7 protein-coding genes are annotated in these 4,918 nt (G+C 67.4%); 4 read left to right on the top strand and 3 right to left on the bottom strand.

What is annotated here, in order from left to right; translation table 11 throughout:
- Nucleotides 1-49: 49 nt before the first annotated feature.
- The 3 genes from AC2VOU_RS00730 to AC2VOU_RS00720 are packed head-to-tail and all read right to left on the bottom strand — an operon-like array spanning nt 50 to nt 2,078.
- Nucleotides 50-916, bottom strand: a complete 867-nt coding sequence (locus tag AC2VOU_RS00730; protein ID WP_486955627.1) for an RAMP superfamily CRISPR-associated protein — start codon at nt 914-916, stop codon at nt 50-52.
- Nucleotides 913-1,380, bottom strand: coding sequence for a hypothetical protein (locus tag AC2VOU_RS00725; RefSeq protein ID WP_486955626.1), 468 nt, complete (start codon nt 1,378-1,380; stop codon nt 913-915). The genes AC2VOU_RS00730 and AC2VOU_RS00725 overlap by 4 nt, the downstream gene beginning before the upstream one ends.
- Nucleotides 1,381-1,430: 50 nt before the next feature.
- Nucleotides 1,431-2,078, bottom strand: a complete 648-nt coding sequence (locus AC2VOU_RS00720; protein ID WP_486955625.1) for a hypothetical protein — start codon at nt 2,076-2,078, stop codon at nt 1,431-1,433.
- Between the two features lie 243 nt (nt 2,079-2,321).
- On the opposite strand from AC2VOU_RS00720, the gene AC2VOU_RS00715 reads away from it, so the two are divergent.
- The 4 genes from AC2VOU_RS00715 to AC2VOU_RS00700 all read left to right on the top strand — a co-directional run.
- Entirely contained in the window at nt 2,322-3,209 is an 888-nt protein-coding gene (locus tag AC2VOU_RS00715; protein WP_486955624.1) for a hypothetical protein, read from the top strand.
- Entirely contained in the window at nt 3,209-3,631 is a 423-nt protein-coding gene (locus tag AC2VOU_RS00710) for a hypothetical protein (protein ID WP_486955623.1), read from the top strand. The genes AC2VOU_RS00715 and AC2VOU_RS00710 overlap by 1 nt, the downstream gene beginning before the upstream one ends.
- A complete protein-coding gene (locus AC2VOU_RS00705) occupies nt 3,628-4,467 on the top strand; it encodes a phosphoadenosine phosphosulfate reductase domain-containing protein (RefSeq protein WP_486955622.1) in 840 nt (279 codons plus the stop codon). Before AC2VOU_RS00710 ends, AC2VOU_RS00705 begins: the two co-directional genes overlap by 4 nt.
- 160 nt (nt 4,468-4,627) lie before the next feature.
- The coding region (locus AC2VOU_RS00700; RefSeq protein WP_486955621.1) for an NAD(+)--rifampin ADP-ribosyltransferase at nt 4,628-4,918 on the top strand (291 nt) is incomplete at its 3' end.

The following is a 4,918-nucleotide window of genomic DNA, read 5'->3' as shown; positions in this document are numbered from 1 at the left end:
ACTCCGTGAGGCGTGCTGGCGGTGATCTGAAGGGCGATCATGGGTGCCTTCAGCTCAGTTGTGTGAGCGCGGCGATGGCGTCCGCGCGGTGGGCGCTCAACTCAGCGGCCCAGTCAGCGCCGTCATCGGGCAGTTGACCGCGTTGCACGGTGGCGGTGACGGTGGCGGTGATCTGGCCGTGCCCGGCGGCGATACGACCACCGAGATGGCCGTGAGCGGCGAACGTGGCCAGGATGTCACGCAGAAACGCCGCCTGGCTGGCCGAGGCGTTGGCAAGTCGCACCCACGTCTGCAGTCGAGTGCCCGCGGGAAGTGTCTCGACCCCGAAACGTCCTAGAGGACTGCTGTTCTCGTCGAGGTCGGAGCGCGGCGGCTGGGCTGTGCTGGCGCGGTGATCGGACAGGTGGCTAAACGATTCCTCCGCGACCCCGAGCACGGCCGGCAACGCCGCCGAGCGCGGCGGGCGGGGCAAGAGGTGGGCGAGTTCGGCTATTTCGGGGAGCACCTTGCCGACGGTGAGCAGACCGGACATGATGCGGCCCGAGGCGGCACCCCCGAACACCGCGATCTGGGGAATCAAGGTCTTGAGACGGCGCTCTTCCTCGTCGGTGAGCGGACGGGCCGACTTGGCGAGCCGGCCTCCGTTGGTGAGCAGGTGGGCGGCTGGGATCGGCAGAGCGGCGTCCTCGTAGTCGAGCACGCCGGCGATCATGGATTCACCGATGCGGCGCAGGATTCCACGAAAGCTGCTGCCGGACACGATGGGTACCTGCATGACCTCGCCGGAGGGCGTGATGATCTTCTCGCGGCGAAAGAGGGCGAAGTTGTCGGTGCCGACGGCTGTGTAGTCCTCGCGGTGCACGATCGAGGACTGGGCCAAGACGTCGATGTCGTAGTGGACGGTGAGCAGACTCATGAGCGGGCCGCCTTGCGCTGTTCGGCCACGGCCTCGGCGATGATGCGCACCCGCAGGAGAAGCGCGGGGAGGCTGTCGCGCAAGACGGCTATCACCGGGAGCGGGGGTTCGCGCAGCAAGGTGGCCAGTTCGAGGCGCCGATCCTTCTGGCGAGGGGAGGGAGCGCCGAGTTGTCCGGAGACATCCGACCACCAGCGGTCCAGGGTGTCGGCGCGGTATGCCGCGCGGCGGACGCGGCCGGGAAGCTGCTCGTCCCAGTAGGTCTTGCGATACCGCGGATCGGCGACCCAGCTGTTTTCCCAGTCGATCCCGTAGTGCAGCAGAAGCAGCAACCGCTCGGCGGTGTCGGCGGCGCGGCTGTGGTCGTAGCCATCGAGTTCTTGGGGACGGTTCGGGTCGATGAACGGTGGAAGTTCGGGCACCGTCGCCCGCCACGCCTGGGTGGGGGTCGGGGCCGTCGTCATGGCGCGAAGCGTAACGGCCAGTCCTGCCACGTCGGGGGAAGCGCTGTGGCCTACGGTGCGGCCGGCAGCGGGTTGGTGAGCACGCGGGCGGCGGCCCACAGCGGAGGCACCCTGCGCCAGGGCTGCAGCGCCGGCCAGGCGGTCAGGATGCGGGGCCACTGATCGGAAGGCTGAGCGCTGAGCAGCTTGGACGGGGGAGCGGATCGGCTGAGCTGCGGCCACGTTGCGCCGACCGTGGCGCGCAACCAGGCGAGGTCGGTCAGTCTTTGGGCTGCAGCGGCATCCCACGCGACGACCAGGCCGTCAGTGGCGAGATGGGCCCACTCCGCGGTGGGCAGGATGTGGCGGCGCCGAGCGGTGGGCAACACCACGGCCTGCGACATCGCCAGCGGGCCCGCGGCGAGTACACCGCCCAGCGCAGCGCCCGCGGGGTACTCCGTCACGGTCGTGGTCGTGATCAGCAGCGACGGCTGGCTGGTGGGCTGACGATCGTAGGCCCATGCGCACGGCACGCACAGCCGGCGGGACCCGAACGGCCAGGCGTCGAACCCGGTGAACTTCTCGGAGATGATGCGAGCGCTGGTGACCGTGGGTCCGTCGGTGCCGCACCGACCGCAGCGACCGTCAACCGGTGCGGGGGCATCGACGTTGGGCCGGCCGGCGGCAACCCACGCCGCGGCGGCGGGATCGGAAAGCATGCTGGCGTCACGATACGGCCAGGTGTCCGCCGGTATTGCTACCGTGATCGGCACGAAACGCACACAGGGGTCGGGTGAAGGTTCGCCCTGGAGGCGGCTTCCGGTGGCTGGCGACAGCCGACCGGGGCCGCCTCCCTCCCGTCTGAGGCACTGACCGAGGACACCCCCTTCGGCATTCCTCTCGGTGTCCACGCGGGCCCATACACTGCGGTTGACCAGCCAGCTACGGAAGTCTGAGACCGCGTGGGCGCCAAGACCGCCAGACCGAACAGGGAACAGCCCGTCGCCCTCGACGTCGAAGGCGGCGTCATCGGCGCGCGGGACGTGAAGACCGCCCGTGAGATGGCCGAAGAAGCGATGACAGAGCGGTCGTTTCAACGGCTGTCCAACCAGATCGACGACGAGTTGCGCGACGACGACTCGGGACTGACGCGCGCTACCAAGGACCGCTATCGCGCGACACCTCGAGACGTGAGCCACGTCGAGTCCGAGCGTCTGCGCGGTGAGCTGCCCGCACGCGAAGAGTTCCGGGAGGCCCTGAGCGGTAACCAGCGCAAGATCCGCTCGGCGACCAAGAATCAGGTGATGAACTCGGCGCCGGCGTCCCAGCACGCGGCGATCGCGAGCCTGCTCACCGGTGACGATCCCACCGAGTGGCGCCGCGTCAACGAGCGGTTGCATCACGCGGCCGGCGACGCCCAGGAGCTGGACAGCCGTGACCGAGCCAAGGTGCAGCGCCTCGACCGCGCCATTCAGTCCTACGAGCTGCTCAACGACCGCACCCACCGGGTGTACGTCGCGGTGAAACTGCCCGACAACCATCGCGACGTGGCGATGCCCGAAGACCTGCCGGCCAACCTGCAGCCGGGAGCGACGGTTGCCTTCGACCAGTTCACCCTGAGCAGACACAACCTGCACGAGACACCGGGGCACGACAGTTCCCGGCACCTGGTGTTCGAGATGGTGACCAGCCGCGGCATGTACATGGGTCGCTCCGACAGCGTGGAGGACACCACTCACGTGCTCCCGAGAGGGATGCAATTCGAGGTGATGTCCGCCGAGCACGTCGCCTACGCAACCCGATCCGGCGGCTTCAACGAACGCGTCGTACTGCAACTGAGGGAGCGCTAATGACCCCTACCGAATGGATCGTTCACCCCAACCGGTCCGAGACCGGTCCCGACGAGCCCGGCCAGAACGGTCACCACCGTGCCCTCTCGCGGGCCCGGTCGCCGGTGACGGTCTCGACGTGCTTCGCCAAAGTCACCCTGCCGCGCAAACTGTCCGGTGTTGCGGAGCGCGACGGCACCATCACCTTCGGCGGCCAGGACTGGTGGTTCGTCGTCGGGGCTGCTCGCACCTTCGCGCGCACGCATCTGAACCCCGACGTGCCGCCCCCGTTCGGGTTCAAGCGCGGCGAGCAGTGGTGGTGGTGGGACAACACCACTAGCGACGAGTCGATCCTCGACGGTCCGGACGGCATCGAGTACGTCCGCGAATACCTCGATCGGCTCTTCCCGGCGTGCACCATCGTCGTCAGCGACACGCGATGACCACAGCGCCAGCCGGGATGGACATACAGGCCCTACGGGGAATCGCCGCGCGCCGGCGCGGCGCCAAGGCTCACCAGCAGCTGCTCGACCGCATCGCCGAACACCTCGACGAGCACGACGGCTACGTGTCGTGGAGCGGCGGCAAGGACTCCACCGTCGTCGTCGACCTCGCGCGCCAGGTCGATCCGCACATACCGGTGGTGTTCTTCGACAGCGGACTGCAGTTCCCGGAGACGCTGCAGTACCTGGAGAACCTGGCCCAGGCGTGGCATCTGAACTATCACGTGATCACCGCCGAGCCGGATCTGCTGACGGTGCTCATCGCCGGCGGAGGATTCGACCACCAGGCCGTCGATCGTCGCCTCCGTGGACAGCTCGCCGACATCATGATCACCGGGCCGGCGGCCGAGGCTCACCGCCGTCACGGACAGGGATCTCTGTGGGGGGTTCGCGCTGAGGAGTCCCATGGCAGACGAATGCTCTACCGTCGAAGCCTGGCCGTCGAAGCACGTGCCCGACAACAGAGTTCGCGTAGTCAGGTGCGAGCACAGGCCGGAGGCGTGGTGCGACGTGCGGATGGCACTGTCACCTACGGTCCGATCTGGGACTGGCAACGCTCGCACGTCTTCGAGTACTTGGCCGGTCGCGGCATCGAGCCGAATCCGCTGTACCGCAAGCTCGCCGACCTCGGGGTCCCCGAGCAGCAGATCCGAGTCGACTCGATCATCGACGCTTCCAAGCTGTCCAACGGGCACATCGCCTGGCTGCAATTGGGTTGGCCGGACCTGTATGACCGCCTACAGAGCGTCCTTCCCCGGTTAGCCGAGTGGACGTGAAAACCCATACGCCAAAATAGGTTTCGGCGTCCGGTGAGTTAACAGCCTAAGTGGGCTTCTCCCGTGCGGTGTGCCATCGGGAGGCCGTTCAGCGCACCTCGGGGATGGCGACGACCACCAAAACCCTTCTGCTGGGCGGTAGCCCGTCAACCATCATTCGGTGGGATATGTCGGGCGGGAGATGGCGCGCCGCTTCGCACGATCGGCGGGCCCGCGCTTTCCCCCTTCATCATACGCCGAGGTCGTGGGCTTGCGGCAAGGCCCCGGTGGTGCTGCATACTTGCGCGTTTCCAACATTACGGCAGAGGGGATTTCAGTGCCGGAAGCGCTAAATGAAGGCCCGTTCTTCCACGGTACGATTGCGGATCTGGGTATCGGTGAGTTCCTCGTCGCGGGACGCCCGTCGAATTATCATCCCGAGGTCGTGATGAACCACATCTACTTCACCGCT

Source organism: Mycobacterium sp. TH-M25 (assembly GCF_057473665.1).
The sequence above is the reverse complement of the archived record's forward strand: the minus strand, read 5'-3'. Positions and strand labels throughout refer to the sequence as shown.

Bases quoted from the DNA above. Each gene is read 5' to 3' on its own strand.
- AC2VOU_RS00720 (WP_486955625.1), bottom strand. From the start codon at position 2,078: ATGCTTTCCGATCCCGCCGCCGCGGCGTGGGTTGCCGCCGGCCGGCCC.
- AC2VOU_RS00730 (WP_486955627.1), bottom strand. From the start codon at position 916: ATGAGTCTGCTCACCGTCCACTACGACATCGACGTCTTGGCCCAGTCC.
- AC2VOU_RS00710 (WP_486955623.1), top strand. From the start codon at position 3,209: ATGACCCCTACCGAATGGATCGTTCACCCCAACCGGTCCGAGACCGGT.
- AC2VOU_RS00725 (WP_486955626.1), bottom strand. From the start codon at position 1,380: ATGACGACGGCCCCGACCCCCACCCAGGCGTGGCGGGCGACGGTGCCC.
- AC2VOU_RS00705 (WP_486955622.1), top strand. From the start codon at position 3,628: ATGACCACAGCGCCAGCCGGGATGGACATACAGGCCCTACGGGGAATC.